Raw genomic sequence first — 17,885 nt, forward strand, 5'->3', positions numbered from 1 at the left:
CATAACGAAGGAGTATTCTATGTCCGAATCACATGTCGCCATCCTGCCGGGCGTGCAGCAGTTTTTAGATCGCCAGCACGGCCTGTGGATCGAAGGGCGTCAGGCGGCATCCGATAGCGAAAAGCGTCTGAACGTCTACAACCCGGCGACCGGAGAGGTTATTGCCTCTACCGCCGATGCCAGCGTCGATGATGTCGATCGTGCGGTGATGTCTGGCTGGCGCGCCTTTGTCGCCCGAAGCTGGGCCGGACGGCTGCCGGCAGAGCGGGAACGCATCCTGCTGCGGTTTGCGGATCTGGTGGAACAGCATGGCGAAGAGCTGGCACAGCTCGAAACCCTGGAGCAGGGGAAATCGATTAACATTTCCCGCGCCTTCGAGGTGGGCTGCACCCTGAACTGGATGCGCTACACGGCAGGGCTGACCACCAAAATTGCCGGTAAAACCCTCGATCTCTCGATTCCACTGCCGCAGGGCGCGCGTTATCAGGCGTGGACGCGTAAAGAGCCGGTGGGAGTCGTGGCGGGGATTGTGCCGTGGAACTTCCCGCTGATGATTGGCATGTGGAAAGTGATGCCCGCGCTGGCGGCAGGTTGCTCCATCGTGATCAAACCGTCGGAAACCACGCCGCTCACCCTGTTACGGGTGGCGGAACTGGCGAGCGAGGCGGGGATCCCGGAGGGTGTGTTCAACGTGGTGACCGGCAGTGGCGCCGTCTGTGGCGCGGCGCTGACCTCGCACCCGCGCATTGCCAAAGTGAGCTTTACCGGTTCGACGGCGACGGGCAAGCAGATTGCCCGCGCGGCGGCGGACACGCTAACGGGCGTGACGCTGGAGCTGGGCGGCAAAAACCCGGCCATCGTGCTGAAAGATGCCGACCCGGCGTGGGTGATTGAAGGGCTGATGACCGGCAGCTTCCTGAACCAGGGGCAGGTCTGCGCGGCCAGCTCGCGCATTTATATTGAGGCTCCGCTGTTCGACACGCTGGTCAGCGGGTTTGAACAGGCCGTGAAATCCCTCAGCGTCGGGCCGGGCATGTCGCCGGAGGCGTTTATCAACCCGCTGGTGTCGCGCGCCCACTGCGATAAGGTTCAGGCGTTCCTGGATGAGGCGAAGGCGCACAATGCGGAGCTGATCGCCGGGAAGCGGGGGCCAGACGGCAAAGGCTATTACGTTTCGCCAACGCTGGTGGTCAACCCGGATAATCATCTGCGACTGACGCGTGAAGAGGTCTTCGGGCCGGTGGTGAACCTGGTTCGTGTGGCCGATGGGGAAGAGGCGCTTCAGCTGGCGAATGACACTGAATATGGCTTAACGGCCAGCGTCTGGACGCAGAACATCAGTAAAGCGCTGGCGTATACCGACAGGTTACAGGCCGGAACCGTGTGGGTGAACAGCCACACGCTGATAGACGCCAACCTGCCGTTCGGCGGCATGAAGCAGTCCGGCACCGGGCGCGATTTCGGCCCCGACTGGCTGGACGGCTGGTGTGAAACCAAGTCGGTGTGTGTGCGGTATTAAAAAAACGCCGGGTGGCGGCTACGCCTTACCCGGCCTACGGGATCGAGGAAAAGGTTGGTTTTGTAGGCCGGGTAAGCGCAGCGCCACCCGGCGTAACTTACAGCGACCACCGATCCCGCCCGGCCTCCTTAGCCCTGTACAGCGCCGCATCGGCGCGGGCGATGATTTCCGGGCCGGCCAGTCCTGCGGTATAGCCTGCAATGCCCATACTCGCCGTCACACATTCACTCACCTTCGACGCGCTGTGCGGAATGGCTGCGTTGCGCAGGCCAGCCTGGATCCGCGCGGCGACTTTCTCAGCAACGCTTTCTTCGCAGTCAAAGAGGATCACCACAAACTCCTCGCCACCGTAGCGCGAAACCACATCCTCTGGCGTGCGCACCGAGGTGTTCAGCACCTCTGCCACCCGCGCGAGGCACGCATCTCCCGCCTGGTGACCGTAGGTGTCGTTATACAGTTTGAAGTAATCGACATCCAGCATCAGCACCGCGAAGCGTTTGCCTTGCTCTACGGCGTTTTCCAGCACCAGCTCCATCGCCCGGCGGTTGGCCGTTTTCGTCAGCGGATCCTGATGGGCCAGCGCATCCAGCCGCGAAATTAAACGCTGATTCTGCTGGTTGCGACGCCACGCCTCTTCAAACCAGCTCAACAGGATATAGCGCCCGCACACGAGAATGAACGTGAATACCACCCACAGCCCGGCAAAGCGATAATTAATTTCCTGATTCAGCAGCATGCTGGCAACGGGCAGGCTTACCCATAGCGGAACGGTGAAGCAGAGCAGTGCCACCGGGTGAAAATAGAGCGCGGTCATACCGGCCATCAGCAGGGTAACGAATATAGGCCAGGGATGAGGAAGCTGTAACACGTTGATAAACCAGTAACAGCTTATCGACCACAGCAGGCTGCACATAAACAAAACAGCGCTGACGCCGCGGATGTGTCGCCAGGCCATGATCACCAGCGCCACGGAAAGGATCACCACGCCCAGCATGGAGGCGTCAATCATCTGCCGCAGAGGGGGGCTGATGTGCAGGAGGGCATCGATATGGCCGAACAACGAATTGCGCAGCAGGACCATAAGGGCAAAGCTGGCATTCACAAAGGCGAGCCACGGCAGGTTCACGGCCAGCCCGTGAACAACCATTGATTTACGGGTAGGCCATATCGCGGGTTCGGGTGTGGCTGGATGTCTTTTTTCCATTGAAGAGAATTTTCCTTGAGCGGGCGGAACGTCCGCCCGCGAGTGCTGCCTTTACGGGGTCACAATGTTAAACCAGAATTCAAATTTATCCATGTAACCGAGCATGGCATCAAGTTTTGCGGCATCGCCGGTCACTTTGATATCGCCGTTATCCTGCGCCTGTTTAAGCGTCACTTCTTTCAGGATGATTTTATTCAGCGTATCGCGGTTGAGGGTCACGGTCGCGTCAGCGTCTTTCGCTTCGGCGTTCGCCGTGTGGTTCAGCACGCCATTTTCCAGCTCCAGCTTGTATTTGCCGCCGTCGCTGCCGAGGTCGATGTTAAACACCGATTTTGCATCCGCCGCTTTTTCACCGTTAATGTGCACCGCCAGATAGTCAAAGAACATTTCTGGCGTCATCGCGCGCACGGTATCCGGGCTGGCGGTGTTCGGGGTCGGTCCTTTCACCACGCCGTTACGCAGCTCCTGGGCGCCGGTCAGGTAGAAGTTACGCCACGGGCCTGATTCAGCCTGATAACCCAGCTGCTCCAGCGCATCCGCTTCCAGGTTTCGCGCGGCCTGATTATTTGGATCGGCAAAGACCACCTTGCTGACCACCTGAGCCACCCAGCGGTAGTTCCCCTGGTCAAAGTCAGTTTTCGCTTTGCTCAGGATGGCATCCGCGCCGCCCATATAGTCCACAAATTTCTTCGCGGCTTCTTCAGGCGGCAGTTCGTCCAGGGTCGCCGGGTTGCCGTCAAACCAGCCTAAATAGAGCACGTAGGTTGCTTTAACGTCATGGCTGACAGAACCGTAATAGCCACGGTTTGCCCAGGTATTGGCCAGGGAGTTTGGCAGTTTGAAGTTGGCGGCAATCTCGTCACGGGTCAGCCCTTCGTTCGCCATGCGCAGGGTCTGGTCGTTGATGTAGCGATACAGGTCGCGCTGGCTTTTCAGCAGGTTAACCACGTTGTCATTGCCCCATGTCGGCCAGTGGTGCTGCGCCATAATGATTTCGGCTTTATCACCCCAGCGTACAATCGCCTGGTTGATGTATTTCGACCATGGCAACGGCTCACGAATTTTCGCGCCGCGCAGGGAGTAGGTGTTGTGCAGGGTATGGGTGACATCTTCCGCAGACTCGATCAGCTTTTTCTCTTCGATATACCAGAGCATCTCGGAAGGCGCTTCCGATCCCGGCGCGAGCATAAAATCATAGGTCAGGCCGTCGATCACCTCTTTCTGTCCATCTTTCTCGATGATATTGGTCGGGGCGATCAGGGTCACCGTCCCGGCGGAGGTGGTAGTGCCGAGACCCGCGCCGACCTGGCCCTTCGCATCCGGCTTCAGCAGGTTGCCGTACATATAGCTGGCGCGGCGGCTCATGACGTTACCCGCCATGATATTCTCCGCGACGGCGGCCTCCATAAATCCGGCGGGCGCGTAGACTTTCACCTTGCCGGACTTCACATCTGCTTCGTCCACCACGCCGCGCACGCCGCCATAGTGGTCAACGTGGCTGTGGGTGTAAATAACGGCGACCACAGGCTTATTACCGCGATTTTTATAGTAAAGATCCATCCCGACTTTGGCCGTTTCCGCCGACACCAGCGGGTCGACCACGGTAATGCCTTCTTTACCTTCAATAATGGTCATGTTTGACAGGTCGAGGTTACGGATCTGGTAAACGCCTTCGGTCACTTCAAACAGACCGCTGATGTTAATCAGCTGGGACTGACGCCATAAGCTCGGGTTAACCGAGTCGGGCGCCTTATCGCCTTCTTTGATAAAAGCGTACTGCTGCGGATCCCAGACGGTGTTGCCTTGCTCACCTTTGATAATGTCCTGAGGCAGCGGGGCAATAAACCCTTTGTGGGCGTTGGTAAAATCGGTGTTATCGGAGAAAGGAAGCTGGTTGAAGAGTGCGTTGTTGGCCTGTTGCGTTGCTGCGGTGGCATCCTTAGGTGCTTCTGCGGCCCAGGCGGAACTGGCAGAAATAAAACATCCCGCCAGCGCGAGACTCCTGACGATCTCATTGATTCTCATCCTAAAACCTCTCAGTAAACTGTGACGTTGTTTGTGGAGACTCCGAATCCTGGTGAAAGTGTGTCAAGAAATGCAAAAGGATTAAGCGAGGTAACAATAACTATAATCGGGGAGAGTAATTCAGCAAGTAAGCGGATGAAAAACCGGGCATTACGCCCGGTCGGTGGGTTATTTCTGCTCTTTTTTCTTGCCGAGCGTTGGCGTCTCGTCAAAGAAATTCCACGGCTTGAGTAACGTGTGCACCCATTCCGTCGGCATTATCGGCCACTCCTCGGCACGGGCGACATGGGTGGTGCCGGTGGTCATCCAGATGACGTTATCCTGGTCGTTCAGCGACTCGTTATCTTTGCTGTACTGGCCGAGGCCGGTATCGTGCGTGGAACGGTTCGGGTATTTTCCCTCCGGGTACATCTCGTCGGGATGGTAACGCGTCACCCACAGCTGTTTATCCATAAAGCTCAGGCGGTGATAAATCCACTCGTCCGGGGCAAACTTCGCGCCGGACGCGACCGGGTGTGTACCGCCCGCGTAAGGGATGATCTGATACGAGACCGGGTTGCCCATGCGGTTCTCTTTGCTGGTGTTGCTCAGCAGGCGGATGGTGCCCGGGTCAAACTTCTGGGCCGCCTGCTGTTCGGTATCAATATCATACTGATTCACCTGCATGGTGCTGGTGCGCGGTCCGCCAGCGGTGTTCGATTTGACGTCCGGATCCATGGCCACCAGCTTATTGTTGATGCCGTCCACGTCCATATCCAGACGGAAGTTGTAGATGTGCTGGTGGGTGGTACCGACAATATTATGGTCGATCAGCGTTCCGTATCGGGTGTCATCCTTCGCGGTGGCATCATGCATGGTTTTCGTCTGCACGCCTTTCACCGCTTCAATGCCCGTAGCCCCTGCATCAATGCCGATAGTGCCGTTTTCGTGGAATACCCAGTCGAAGATGTAATCGTAGTTACCCACGGTGCTGACCCAGCGCACCACCAGCTCGCGGCGTTCGGTGCTGACGTTGGGTTTACCTAACTCCTGATGCTTATATTCCGGCCCGGCGTAACGCTCGAAAATGGCGATCGCCCGGGGGATCTCCATTGGCGCGCCGGTGTAATCCGGGATGGTTTCGTTGAGCATCACGGCGTTAGACGGAACATCCTTGCCGCGCACCAGCGGGGAGGTCAGGGTACCCATGCCGTAATCGCCGGAGTCCAGGTAGGCTTTAAAGTACCAGCCGATATCCGGGTCGCCGTACGGCACAATCATGCCGCCGAGCGATCCCTGATACATCACCTGTCGCTTTTTGCCGTTGTCGTTATAGGTCACGGTGGAGATTATCGGGCCGACGCGTGAGTCCAGGCTCAGATGAAAATCCCAGTTCTGCCAGTGCACCCTATCCCCGGTGATGGTGTAGTTCTTGCCTTCCGGCTCGATAATTTCCAGCGGTTTTTTCACCGTTTCAACGCGGTCGCGGCCATCATAAGGGAGCGGCGTGAGCGGAACCGGCACGACCGGGCCTTCCTCAATCTTCTGGATTTTCTTCTGCTCGAGATCCACCACCGCAACCAGGTTTTCGATCGGGTGCGCCCAGTAGTTACCGTCGCCCACGTCAAGATAGCTGATCACTTTCAGCAGGCGGTCTTCCTGTTTCAGCCCATCCTTGCCGTCAAAAAAGCCGACGGTAAGCGGAGTGGTGATCACTTTCTTCGGGTCGGTAATGCCGCGCTTTTTCAGCACGGCGGCAAACTCCGGGCTTTCATTGATGATCTGCTGCACGGTATTGAAGTCATCCAGCAGCACCATGCCGTGCGCGTCTTTGATCGGCTCCCAGCGGAGGATCTTTTTCTCCTTCAGATCCACCCGGCTTTCGATGATGTGTTTACCATCAAGCATGATGATATTGGCCTGGCGGGGCGCATCCACCGCCGTGCCGTTAAGCACAAAGTCCCAGACTTTGGCCTTTTCTGGCTCCGCCAGCGCAATCTGGGTAAAGCGGGTATTGGGTTTAAAATCCGCTGAGGCTTTTACAATGGCTACGGCCTGGTTGATTTCATCAGCCGTCAGCGCGTTTAACGGGTGGGGGCTTTTTTCAACCTGGAATGTCTGATCAAGACCGGACTGAAAAACATCGTTGATAAAGGTCTCCGGGATATACGCCTTATTGTTCTTCATCACCACAGGCACCTGGAGCGTCAGCGGTTTGCCGTTAACGATGGCGGTGTTTGCGCCGGGTTTGACCTTCACAAAGGCACCGTCTTTGACGATGGTGAACATCTGGGCGTAATCATCCCACTGCACGTCCGCGCCAAACGCCTGAAGCGTTTTGTCCATCGGGACCATATGCGCCTCGCTGCCGTGAGCGTAAACAGGGGATTGCCAGGCGCAACAGAGCGCAACGGCCATGGCCAGTGCCGTTCTACGGGCAGAAAAAGAAGAATTGCTTCCCATCGCAGACCTCATCTTGTTGTGTTTATTGTGTTGTGTCAGCCTTATCCTGACAGGCGCGCACGAAAAGCGTTTGCCTGCATCTGCCAGGTTGTTTGTCAGTCTTGCCAGGTTAAAAAAAGACCGGGGGATATCACACCCCGGTCAGGTAGTTGTAGGCCGGGTAAGCGGAGCGACACCCGGCAAGAAAGAGGTGGGTCAGAAGTCACCCTGCTGGCGCGCCACCAGCGTCAGGATGGAGTAGAGCGCCACGGCCTGCTGGTGCTGGTTGAAGATCTCCACCGCCCATTCCACCACGCCGGTGGGTTTTTCCTCGGCAGTGCGCTGTTTCTTCAGCGTTTTACGTTTACAGGTCAGGCGCACCTGAATGGTATCACCCGGCTTGACCGGCTCGATAAAGCGCAGGTTTTCCATGCCGTAGTTGGCAATAACCGGCCCAACCCCGGCATCGACAAACAGCCCCGCCGCGGCGGAAATCAGGAAATAACCGTGTACCACGCGCTCACCAAAAATCGACTCCGCCGCGCCAATTTTGTCCATATGGGCGTAGAAATGATCCCCGCTCAGGCAGGCAAAATTCACGATATCCGCTTCCGTCAGGGTACGACGCGGGGTCAGCAGGCTGTCGCCCGGCTGTAACTCCTCGAAGTATTTACGGAAGGGATGAACGCGATCTTCCTGCACCTCCGCGCCACGGACCCACTGTTTACCGATCGCGGCGAGCATGGACGGGCTGCCCTGAATGGCCGTGCGCTGAAGATAGTGCTTCACCGCGCGCAGGCCGCCCAGCTCTTCGCCGCCGCCCGCACGTCCCGGACCACCGTGCACCAGCTGCGGCAGCGGTGAACCGTGGCCGGTGGATTCTTTCGAGGATTCCTGGTTGAGGATCTGAATACGTCCGTGGGCGCGCGCTGCCCCGGCAATAAACTGCCGCGCCACGCGGGTATCTGCCGTAACCAGCGTTCCCGCCAGGCTGCCGCCGCCCGCCCGCGCCAGCTGCATGGCGTGTTCGGTGTTACGGCAGGGCATCAGGGTTGCGACGGGGCCAAAGGCTTCGATGGCGTGGACGGCCGGGGTTTCGTCCGGCTGCGGGCAGAACAGCAGGGTGGGCGGGAAGAATGCGCCAGCCGCCTGCAAATCAGCTTTACCACCCAGACGGATCTGGCAGCCCGCGGCAAGCAGATGATCGACTTTTTCCTGCACGTCAGCACGTTGCTCACCGTTGACGAGAGCCCCCATCTTCACCCCTTCCTGGGCCGGATCGCCGACGACCACTTTCTCCAGCCGCGCAATCAGCGCCTGGCTGACGGCGTCAATCTGCGCTTCCGGCACGATGATGCGGCGGATGGCGGTACATTTTTGCCCGGCTTTGGCGGTCATCTCGCGCACCACTTCGCGGATAAACAGCGCAAACTCCGGGTGTTCCGGCGTCACGTCCTCACCCAGCACGCAGCAGTTAAGGGAATCCGCTTCCATGGTAAACGGAATGGAATGCGCGACGATATTCGGGTGGACGCGCAGGCTCTGCCCGGTGCTGGCCGACCCGGTAAACGTCACCACGTCCTGGCTGTCGAGCTGGTTAAGCAGATCGCCCGCGCCACCGCAGATCAGGCTGATGGCGCCGTCCGGCACCAGCCCGCTCTCGACGATCGCTTTCACCATCGCCTGAGTCACCTGCGCGGTGGCGGTGGCGGGCTTGATGATGGCGGGCATCCCGGCAAGCCAGGTGGGCGCGAGCTTTTCCAGCATCCCCCAGCACGGGAAGTTGAACGCGTTGATATGCACCGCCACGCCGGATTTCGACGTTAACACGTGACGTGCCGCAAAACCGCCTTCCTTCGACAGTGGGATCAGCTCATCCTCCGGCCACAGGGTATCGTCCGGCAGCTCACGGCTGCCGAGGCTTGCGTAGGTGAAGAGGGTGCCGATACCGCCTTCAATATCCACCCAGCTGTCGGCCTTCGTCGCGCCGGTCTGGGCTGACAGGGCATAAAACCGATCCTTCTGGCTCAGCAGATGTTTGGCCACCGCCTTCAGCATGGCGGCGCGCTCGATAAAGCTCATTGCGCGGAGCGCTTCTCCGCCGTGTTCAATGGCGTAACGGCGCGCGGCCGCCATATCCAGCCCTTCGCTGGTCACTTCATATAGCGTTTCCCCGCTGATGGCGTGGGTGATGGTGCGCTCGCGGCCCCGGCCCGATTGCCAGGTGCCGGACAAGAAGCTGGCTAACTGCTGCATTTCTTCTCTCCAGATGTTTCGTAATTTCACTATCAATAGTTTGATCGTGAATCATAAAAATCAAGCTGAGTTTTAATGAATTGTTAACGTTGTGATCTGTATTGCTTAGCCTGACCACCCGAAAGCCTTGCGTCATCGGCCTTTCATGAAAAGGCTTGCGAGCGTCGTCACAAAATAAACAAACGCTTCTTGGGGTTATATTTAACCTTTGTGTAACTTTTAAGAAACCAAATGATTTACCATTTTGCTATTTGTGGTGATTTAACGAATCACAAAGGTGGTTATGTGACGCAAGAACAACGCTTTGAGCAACGCATCGCACAGGAGACGGCCATCGAGCCGCAGGACTGGATGCCGGATGCCTATCGCAAGACGCTGATCCGCCAGATTGGACAGCACGCCCACTCTGAGATTGTCGGTATGCTGCCGGAAGGTAACTGGATCACCCGCGCGCCGACGCTGCGCCGGAAAGCCATTCTGCTGGCGAAGGTGCAGGATGAAGCCGGACACGGCCTGTACCTCTACAGCGCGGCGGAAACGCTGGGCTGCGCCCGGGAGGACATTTATCAAAAGATGCTCGACGGCAAGATGAAATACTCCTCCATCTTCAACTATCCGACCCTGAGCTGGGCCGATATCGGGGTCATTGGCTGGCTGGTGGACGGGGCGGCCATTGTGAACCAGGTGGCGCTGTGTCGTACGTCTTACGGCCCGTATGCCCGGGCGATGGTGAAAATCTGTAAAGAAGAGAGCTTCCACCAGCGTCAGGGTTTTGAGGCCTGCATGGCGCTGGCGCAGGGCAGCGAAGCCCAGCGGCAGATGTTGCAGGACGCCATCAACCGTTTCTGGTGGCCCGCGCTGATGATGTTCGGACCCAACGACGACAACTCCCCAAACAGCGCCCGCAGCCTGGCCTGGAAGATCAAACGCTTTGGCAACGATGAGCTTCGCCAGCGCTTCGTGGACAACACGGTGCCTCAGGTGGAGATGCTCGGTATGACCGTGCCGGACCCCGACCTGCGTTTCGATGAAGAGAGCGGCCACTACCGCTTCGGCGAAATCGACTGGCAGGAATTTGACGAAGTGATCAACGGGCGCGGGATCTGCAACCACGAACGTCTGGCCGCAAAACGTAAAGCCTGGGACGACGGCGCATGGGTGCGTGAAGCCGCTCTGGCCCACGCGGAAAAACAACGCGCCCGCCAGGCCGCATAAGAGGAATCAACCATGAGCAATGTTTACTGGCCGTTATACGAAGTTTTTGTCCGTTCGAAGCAGGGGCTGTCGCACCGGCATGTGGGCAGCCTTCACGCTGCCGACGACCGCATGGCGCTGGAAAACGCGCGCGATGCCTATACCCGCCGCAGCGAAGGCTGTTCCATCTGGGTGGTGAAGGCGAGTGAAATCGTCGCTTCCCAGCCGGAAGAGAGCGGGGAGTTTTTCGATCCGGCGGAAAGCAAGGTCTACCGCCATCCGACGTTTTACACCATCCCTGATGGCATCGAGCATATGTGAGGTTGGGGATGAACAACGTATCTGCTTATGCCCTGCGTCTGGGCGACAACGGTCTGGTGCTCTCACAGCGTCTGGGCGCCTGGTGCGGCCACGCGCCGGAGCTGGAAATTGACCTGGCGCTCGCCAATATCGGCCTTGATCTGCTCGGGCAGGCGCGCAATTTCCTGACCTACGCCGCTGAACGGGAGGGTAAGGGCGATGAAGACACCCTGGCCTATGGCCGCGATGAGCGTCAGTTCCGCAATCTGCTGCTGGTGGAACAGCCAAACGGCAGCTTCGCCGACACCATTGCCCGTCAGTATCTGATGGATGCGTGGAACGTGGCGCTCTACGAGCGGCTGATCCACAGCAGCGACAGTCAGCTTGCCGCCATCGCGGCAAAAGCCATTAAGGAGGCGCGCTATCACCTGCGCTTTAGCCGCGGCTGGCTGGTGCGGCTGGGGGACGGAACAGAAACCTCCGCACAAAAAATGCAACAGGCGGTGGATAGCCTGTGGCGCTTTACGGCTGAACTGTTCGACGCCGACGACGTCGAGCTGGCGCTGATTGATGACGGCGTGGCGGTTGATCCGCGCGACCTGCGGGACCCGTGGGAGCGCGAAGTGTTTGCTGGCCTGGCGGAAGCCACCCTCCGCGTGCCCGAAGAGGTGGCGTATCGCACGGGCGGCAAGAAGGGGCTACATACCGAACACCTCGGGCCGATGCTGGCAGAGATGCAGTATCTCCAGCGCGTTTACCCCGGCCAGCAGTGGTAAAGGAGGACGCCATGCAACGCCTCGTCGACATCGCGCCTGCACAAATCCCGCAGATTTGGGCGCTGTTAAGCCAGATCCCCGACCCGGAAGTGCCGGTGCTGACCATTACCGACTTAGGCATGGTGCGCAGCGTGAAGGCGCAGGGGGAAGGCTGGGTCATCGGCTTCACGCCAACCTATTCGGGCTGTCCGGCAACGGAGCATCTGCTGGGGGCGATCCGCGAAACTCTGACCGGGAACGGCTTTAGCCCGGTACATATTGTGCTGCAACTGGAGCCCGCGTGGACCACCGACTGGATGACCGACGATGCCCGCAGGCGCTTGCGTGAATATGGCATCAGCCCACCTGTCGGCCATAGCTGCCATGCCCACGTTCCCGCGGAGGTGAGCTGCCCGCGCTGTGCGAGCACCGATACCTCGCTTATCAGTGAATTTGGTTCCACGGCCTGCAAAGCGCTCTACCGCTGCAATACCTGCCGTGAGCCCTTCGACTATTTCAAATGTATTTGAGGCTGCCATGACAACGTTTCATTCATTAACAGTGGCAAAAGTGGAACCCGAAACCCGCGACGCGGTGACCATTACCTTCGCGGTGCCGCAGGCGTTACAGGAGGCGTACCGCTTCCGTCCCGGTCAGCATCTGACCCTGAAAGCCAGTCCTGGCGGGGAGGAACTGCGCCGCTGCTACTCCATCTGCCGGAGCACCGCGTGCGGTGAGATCAGCGTGGCGGTCAAAGCCATCGAGGGCGGACGTTTTTCCCGCTATGCCCGGGACGAGATCAAACCGGGCATGGCGCTGGAGGTGATGGTGCCGCAGGGGCATTTTGGCTACCAGCCGCAGGCCGAACGCGAAGGCCATTATCTGGCGATTGCCGCCGGGTCCGGGATCACCCCGATGCTGGCAATTATATCCGCTACGCTGGACACTGAAGCCCACAGCCACTTCACCCTGATTTACGGCAACCGCAGCAGCCAGAGCATGATGTTCCGCCGGGCGCTGGCGGACCTGAAAGATAAATACCCGCAGCGTTTGCAGCTGATCGCCATCTTCAGCCAGGAGACGCTCGACAGCGATCTGCTCCATGGCCGCATTGACGGGGAAAAGCTCAAGGCGCTGGCAAAAACGCTGGTGAATTTCCGCCAGTACGATGAAGCCTTCATCTGCGGCCCGTCGGCGATGATGGACGAGGCCGAAGCGGCGCTGAAAGCGCTGGGTATGCCGGAAAAAGCGATCCATCTTGAGCGCTTTAACACGCCGGGTACCGCCGTTAAACGGACAGCCAGCGTGCAGGCCGACGGGCAGAAGGTCACCGTCCGTCAGGACGGGCGCGACCGTGAAATCACCCTGACGGCGGACGACGAGAGCATTCTTGACGCGGCCCTGCGTCAGGGGGCGGATCTGCCTTACGCCTGCAAGGGCGGCGTATGCGCTACCTGCAAATGCAAAGTGCTGCGCGGAAAAGTCGATATGGCGACCAACTACAGCCTGGAGCCGGACGAGCTGGCCGCAGGCTATGTGCTGAGCTGTCAGGCGCTGCCGTTAACCGCCGACGTTATCGTCGATTTTGATGCGAAGGGGATGGCATGAGCGAACTGATTGTCACCCGTCATGGCCGCGTGTTGCAGCTGACGCTTAACCGTCCGTCGGCGCGCAACGCGCTCAACAATGCGCTGCTCACGCAAATCGCAGAGCAGCTTGAGGCCGCCGCCGCGGATGCTGAGATCGCCGTCTGTGTGATTTCCGGCAACGAACGCTGCTTTGCCGCCGGGGCCGATCTCAACGAAATGGCGGAGAAAGACCTGCCCGCCACCCTGAACGATATCCGCCCGCAGCTGTGGGCGCGGATCAACGCCTTCACCAAACCGCTGATTGCCGCCGTGAACGGCTTCGCGCTGGGGGCAGGCTGTGAGCTGGCGCTGCTCTGCGATGTCGTGATTGCCGGTGATAACGCCCGTTTTGGCCTGCCGGAAATCACCCTCGGGATCATGCCGGGCGCAGGCGGCACCCAGCGGCTGATCCGCAGCGTGGGCAAATCGCTGGCCAGCAAAATGGTGCTGACGGGCGAAAGCATCACGGCGGTTCAGGCGCACAGCGCCGGGCTGGTCAGCGACGTCTACCCGGCCTCGCTGACGCTGGAGTATGCCCTGAAACAGGCGGCGCGGATGGCGCGCCACTCGCCGCTGGCGCTACAGGCAGCGAAGCAGGCGCTTCGCCAGTCGCAGGAAGTCCCGCTTCAGGCCGGGCTGGCGCAGGAGCGTCAGCTGTTTGCGCTGCTCGCGGCCACCGACGATCGCCGGGAAGGTATCAACGCCTTTTTACAAAAACGCACCCCAGACTTTAAAGGACGCTAATTGTGGAATCTATTCTGAGCCATGTTGAGCAGGGCGTAATGACCATTACGCTGAACCGCCCGGAGCGCCTGAACAGCTTTAACGACGTCATGCACCAGCAGCTTTCCGAATGCCTGAAGCAGGCCGAACGCGATGACGCTATCCGCTGCCTGCTGATCACCGGGGCAGGACGCGGTTTCTGCGCCGGGCAGGATCTTAACGACCGTAACGTGGACCCGAACGGCCCCGCGCCGGATCTGGGCATGTCCGTTGAGACTTTTTACAACCCGCTGGTGCGCCGCCTGGCAAAACTGCCGAAGCCGGTGATTTGCGCGGTTAACGGCGTGGCGGCGGGCGCGGGGGCCACGCTGGCCCTCGGCTGCGACATGGTGATTGCGGCCCGTTCAGCCAGCTTTGTGATGGCCTTCAGCAAGCTCGGGCTGGTACCGGACTGCGGCGGAACCTGGCTGCTGCCGCGCGTGACCGGACGCGCCCGCGCCATGGGGCTGGCATTGCTGGGCGATAAGCTCAGCGCCGAGCAGGCACAGGCCTGGGGAATGATCTGGCAGGTGGTGGACGACGACCAGCTCTCCGCCACCGCACAGCAGATGGCGCTGCATTTTGCCTCGCAGCCGACCTTTGGCCTGGGCTTGATCAAGCAGGCGATCAACGCCGCCGAAACCAATACCCTAGACGCCCAGCTTGATCTGGAGCGCGACTATCAACGTCTGGCCGGACGCAGCGACGACTACCGGGAAGGCGTCAGCGCGTTCCTGGCAAAACGCGCGCCGAACTTTACGGGGAAATAAGATGGTGAATATCCATACGGTCGCCGTCATTGGCAGCGGCACTATGGGCGCCGGTATTGCCGAAGTGGCAGCCAGCCACGGTCATCCGGTTCTGGTGTACGACATTGATGCAGCGGCGATTTCCCGCGCCATCGACGGCATTCGCCAGCGGCTCTCCTCACGCGTTGCGCGCGGAAAACTCTCTGCCGACGCCGGGGAACTGATCCTCGCCCGCCTGACGCCGGTGACGACTATCAGTGCTCTGGCGAAAGCCGATCTGGTGATCGAGGCGGCCTCCGAGCGGCTTGAGGTAAAAAAAGCGCTGTTTACCCAGCTGGCAGAGATCTGCCCGCCGCAGACGCTGCTTGCCAGCAATACCTCGTCCATTTCCGTTACCGCGATTGCGGCGGAGATAAACCACCCTGAACGCGTCGCCGGGCTGCACTTCTTCAATCCTGCCCCGGTGATGAAGCTGGTGGAAGTGGTCAGCGGGCTGGCGACCTCTCCGGAAGTGGCCGATGCACTGTGCGAGCTGGCGCTGAACTGGGGAAAGCAGCCGGTACGCTGCCAGTCCACGCCGGGGTTTATCGTCAACCGCGTGGCGCGCCCGTTCTACTCGGAAGCCTGGCGCGCGCTGGAAGAGCAGGTGGCAACGCCCGAGGTGATCGACGCCGCTCTGCGAGACGGCGGGGGCTTCCCGATGGGGCCGCTTGAACTGACGGACATGATTGGTCAGGACGTCAACTTTGCCGTGACCTGCTCCGTGTTTAACGCCTTCTGGCAGGAGCGTCGTTTTCTGCCGTCGCTGGTGCAGCAGGAGCTGGTGCTGGCCGGGCGTCTGGGCAAGAAAAGCGGGCAGGGGGTTTACCGCTGGCAGGAGGAGAAACCCGCCGTCAGCTGGCTCGCCCCGGTCAGCGACAGCTTCAGCCCGATGCGCGTTCAGCGAAGAAGTGACGGCGTCACGGAAATCGACGATCTGTTGCTGATCGAAACGCAGGGTGAAACCTCGCAATCGCTGGCGTTGCGCCACGGCTGCCCGGTGGTGGTGGTCGACCGCATTGAGCGGGATGTGGCCGTGATAGCCGTCGCGCCCGGCAACCCGCACGCCGCCACGCAGAAAGCCATTTACTGGTTGCAGCAGCAGGAGAAACGGGTGGTACAGATTGCCGATTACCCCGGCCTGCTGGTCTGGCGCACGGTAGCGATGATTGCCAACGAAGCGCTGGACGCCCTGCAAAAAGGGGTCGCCAGCGAGCAAGACATCGATACCGCCATGCGCTTAGGGGTCAACTATCCCTGCGGGCCCATCGCCTGGGGCGAGCGCCTTGGCTGGCAGCGTCTGTTAACGCTGCTGGAGAATCTGCAACGTCACTACGGCGAGGAACGCTATCGCCCCTGTTCACTGCTGCGCCAGCGTGCGCTTCTGGAGAGTAGCTATGAGTCATAACGCCTGGCATAACGCCCGCGCGATGTATGAACGGGACGCCTGCGCGCAGGCGATGGGGATGGACATTATCGACATGGGCGAGGGCTACGCGGTGGTGACCATGACCATCACCCCGCAGATGCTCAACGGGCATAAAACCTGTCACGGCGGACAGCTGTTCTCGCTGGCCGATACGGCCTTTGCCTACGCCTGCAACAGTCAGGGGCTGGCGGCGGTGGCCTCAGGCTGCGCCATCGATTTTCTGCGTCCGGGCTTTGCCGGAGATAAGCTCACCGCCACCGCGCGGGTGAAGCATCAGGGCAAACTGACCGGCGTCTACGACATTGAAATTCAGAACCAACAACAGAAAACCGTCGCTCTTTTTCGCGGGAAATCGCACCGCACTGGCGGCAGTGTGACAGGAGAAGCCTGATGCGTGACGCATTTATTTGTGAGGGGGTGCGTACCCCGGTTGGTCGCTACGGCGGAGGATTATCCAGCGTGCGCGCCGATGACTTAGGTGCCGTGCCGCTGCGTGCGCTGCTGTCGCGTTACCCGCAGCTCGATCTGGAGCGCATAGATGACGTGATCTTCGGCTGCGCGAATCAGGCCGGGGAGGATAACCGCAACGTGGCGCGCATGTCGGCGCTGCTGGCCGGGCTGCCGCAGACGGTATCCGGCACCACCATTAACCGCCTGTGCGGCTCCGGTCTGGATGCCATTGGCTTTGCGGCGCGCGCCATCAGGGCCGGGGATGGCGATCTGCTGATCGCAGGTGGCGTCGAATCCATGTCCCGTGCGCCGTTCGTGATGGGCAAAGCCACGGCGGCGTTTCAGCGTCAGGCGGAGATCTTCGACACCACCATCGGCTGGCGATTTGTGAATCCGCTCATGCATCAGCAATACGGAACTGACAGCATGCCGGAAACGGCAGAGAATGTAGCGGAATTGTTAAATATAAGCCGTGCCGATCAGGACGCATTTGCCCTGCGCAGCCAGCAGCGCACCGCGCGGGCGCAGCAGAATGGCGTTCTGGCGCAGGAGATTATCCCGGTACAGGTGGCGGGCAAAAAAGGTGCGGTAACGGAAGTGAGCGTGGACGAGCATCCGCGCGCCGAAACCACCCTGGAACAGCTTGCCGCGCTGAAAGCCCCGTTCCGTAAGAACGGTGTGGTGACGGCGGGGAACGCCTCTGGCGTCAACGACGGGGCGGCGGCGCTGATTATCGCCAGCGAGCCGATGGCGCTTGCCCAGGGGTTAACCCCGCGCACCCGCATTGTGGCCATGGCGACAGCGGGCGTCGAGCCGCGCCTGATGGGATTAGGCCCGGTGCCCGCCACCCGCAAGGTGCTGGAGCGTGCCGGACTCAGTATCACCGATATGGACGTCATTGAGCTTAATGAAGCCTTCGCCGCACAGGCGCTGGGTGTGCTGCGTCAGCTGGGCTTGCCGGATGACGCGGAGCATGTCAACCCGAACGGCGGGGCGATCGCGCTAGGTCATCCGCTGGGAATGAGCGGTGCCAGACTGGCGCTGGCCGCAAGCAATGAATTGCACCGACGCGGCGGTCGCTACGCGCTGTGTACGATGTGCATCGGTGTGGGTCAGGGCATTGCCATGATCCTTGAGCGTGTTTGAGCGAACAA

Annotated in this window: 15 protein-coding genes; 11 read left to right on the forward strand and 4 right to left on the reverse strand. The window is 60.0% G+C overall.

Annotated elements, in window-relative coordinates:
• Positions 1–19: 19 nt before the first annotated feature.
• On the forward strand, positions 20–1,519 hold the full coding sequence (locus tag SK50_RS12965) for an aldehyde dehydrogenase family protein (RefSeq protein WP_017694061.1): 1,500 nt from the start codon (positions 20–22) through the stop codon (positions 1,517–1,519).
• 97 nt (positions 1,520–1,616) lie between these two features.
• Here the strand turns inward: SK50_RS12965 and SK50_RS12970 are convergent, their stop codons facing one another.
• From SK50_RS12970 to paaZ, 4 genes are all read right to left on the reverse strand, one after another.
• Complete coding sequence (locus SK50_RS12970) at positions 1,617–2,723, reverse strand: GGDEF domain-containing protein (protein ID WP_017693486.1); 1,107 nt, start codon at positions 2,721–2,723, stop codon at positions 1,617–1,619.
• 51 nt (positions 2,724–2,774) lie between these two features.
• The gene (locus tag SK50_RS12975; protein ID WP_017693485.1) at positions 2,775–4,748 is read right to left on the reverse strand and encodes an alkyl/aryl-sulfatase; all 1,974 of its coding nucleotides are present in this window, start codon (positions 4,746–4,748) and stop codon (positions 2,775–2,777) included.
• Between the two features lie 168 nt (positions 4,749–4,916).
• Complete coding sequence (gene tynA, locus SK50_RS12980) at positions 4,917–7,190, reverse strand: primary-amine oxidase (RefSeq protein WP_048229520.1); 2,274 nt, start codon at positions 7,188–7,190, stop codon at positions 4,917–4,919.
• Positions 7,191–7,385: 195 nt separating this feature from the next.
• The gene (gene paaZ / locus SK50_RS12985; RefSeq protein ID WP_017693483.1) at positions 7,386–9,425 is read right to left on the reverse strand and encodes a phenylacetic acid degradation bifunctional protein PaaZ; all 2,040 of its coding nucleotides are present in this window, start codon (positions 9,423–9,425) and stop codon (positions 7,386–7,388) included.
• Positions 9,426–9,710: 285 nt separating this feature from the next.
• Here paaZ and paaA point away from each other — a divergent pair, with 285 nt between their 5' ends.
• Genes paaA through pcaF form a run of 10 tightly spaced genes read left to right on the forward strand, consistent with a single transcriptional unit; the run spans position 9,711 to position 17,877 of the window.
• Positions 9,711–10,640, forward strand: coding sequence for a 1,2-phenylacetyl-CoA epoxidase subunit PaaA (gene paaA / locus SK50_RS12990; protein WP_003857355.1), 930 nt, complete (start codon positions 9,711–9,713; stop codon positions 10,638–10,640).
• A gap of 12 nt (positions 10,641–10,652) precedes the next feature.
• A complete protein-coding gene (gene paaB / locus SK50_RS12995; protein ID WP_003857353.1) occupies positions 10,653–10,940 on the forward strand; it encodes a 1,2-phenylacetyl-CoA epoxidase subunit PaaB in 288 nt (95 codons plus the stop codon).
• Positions 10,941–10,948: 8 nt separating this feature from the next.
• Entirely contained in the window at positions 10,949–11,695 is a 747-nt protein-coding gene (gene paaC / locus SK50_RS13000; RefSeq protein ID WP_015570597.1) for a 1,2-phenylacetyl-CoA epoxidase subunit PaaC, read from the forward strand.
• An 11-nt stretch (positions 11,696–11,706) separates the two neighbouring features.
• Positions 11,707–12,204 (forward strand): 1,2-phenylacetyl-CoA epoxidase subunit PaaD, encoded by a 498-nt coding sequence (gene paaD / locus SK50_RS13005; protein WP_003857347.1) that lies wholly within the window; start codon positions 11,707–11,709, stop codon positions 12,202–12,204.
• Positions 12,205–12,211: 7 nt separating this feature from the next.
• On the forward strand, positions 12,212–13,282 hold the full coding sequence (gene paaE, locus SK50_RS13010; RefSeq protein ID WP_017693481.1) for a 1,2-phenylacetyl-CoA epoxidase subunit PaaE: 1,071 nt from the start codon (positions 12,212–12,214) through the stop codon (positions 13,280–13,282).
• On the forward strand, positions 13,279–14,046 hold the full coding sequence (paaF, locus tag SK50_RS13015; RefSeq protein WP_017693480.1) for a 2,3-dehydroadipyl-CoA hydratase PaaF: 768 nt from the start codon (positions 13,279–13,281) through the stop codon (positions 14,044–14,046). The genes paaE and paaF overlap by 4 nt, the downstream gene beginning before the upstream one ends.
• On the forward strand, positions 14,046–14,834 hold the full coding sequence (gene paaG / locus SK50_RS13020; RefSeq protein WP_026094304.1) for a 2-(1,2-epoxy-1,2-dihydrophenyl)acetyl-CoA isomerase PaaG: 789 nt from the start codon (positions 14,046–14,048) through the stop codon (positions 14,832–14,834). Before paaF ends, paaG begins: the two co-directional genes overlap by 1 nt.
• 1 nt (position 14,835) lies before the next feature.
• Positions 14,836–16,260 (forward strand): 3-hydroxyacyl-CoA dehydrogenase PaaH, encoded by a 1,425-nt coding sequence (gene paaH, locus SK50_RS13025; RefSeq protein ID WP_047642463.1) that lies wholly within the window; start codon positions 14,836–14,838, stop codon positions 16,258–16,260.
• Positions 16,250–16,672, forward strand: a complete 423-nt coding sequence (gene paaI / locus SK50_RS13030) for a hydroxyphenylacetyl-CoA thioesterase PaaI (protein WP_015570592.1) — start codon at positions 16,250–16,252, stop codon at positions 16,670–16,672. Before paaH ends, paaI begins: the two co-directional genes overlap by 11 nt.
• Positions 16,672–17,877, forward strand: coding sequence for a 3-oxoadipyl-CoA thiolase (gene pcaF, locus SK50_RS13035; RefSeq protein ID WP_017384512.1), 1,206 nt, complete (start codon positions 16,672–16,674; stop codon positions 17,875–17,877). Before paaI ends, pcaF begins: the two co-directional genes overlap by 1 nt.
• The last annotated feature ends 8 nt before the right edge of the window (positions 17,878–17,885 follow it).

It is taken from the genome of Enterobacter sp. BWH64, assembly GCF_001037645.1.
Classification (GTDB): domain Bacteria; phylum Pseudomonadota; class Gammaproteobacteria; order Enterobacterales; family Enterobacteriaceae; genus Enterobacter; species Enterobacter hormaechei_C.